Here is a 429-nt window from a genome sequence, read left to right on the forward strand (position 1 = left end):
AGAAGCCTTTAGAATGAAAGCTTATGCCGCGCTGGAAAAAACTGTGATTGAGCGCGAGGAGAAAGCGATAGAGGCGGAACTGGATAACATGTTTCCGCCTCCGCCTGACACCAGAGCTGAAGACGCGCGTCTTGCGGAAATAGAACGGAAACGCGCCGAGATGGAAAAAAAGTATAGTGAAGCGTTGGCGAATGTAAACAACGCGGTTGACGAGTTCCGCAAAGAGGAAGAACGCAAGCGCATTGAAGAAGAACGCAGGCGGCTTGAAGAAGAACGTAAGCGGATTGAGGAAGAGAGTCGCCGTCTTGAGGAAGAACGCAAACGCAAAGAGGAGGAAGCGCGCCGTGAAGCCGAGCGTCTGCGGGAAATTGAGCGCCAACGGCTTGAGGAAGAGCGGCGCAGAGAAAGAAAAAACGGTTCGTTTTATTA

1 protein-coding gene is annotated in these 429 nt (G+C 51.7%); it reads left to right on the plus strand.

Going from position 1 to position 429, the window contains the following annotated elements; all coding sequences use genetic code 11:
• Nucleotides 1-13: 13 nt before the first annotated feature.
• A partial coding sequence (locus tag ACYVRA_RS09270; RefSeq protein ID WP_461252412.1) for a hypothetical protein occupies nt 14-429 on the plus strand: 416 nt, incomplete at its 3' end.

The sequence above is a fragment of the Treponema sp. R8-4-B8 genome (assembly GCF_054786175.1).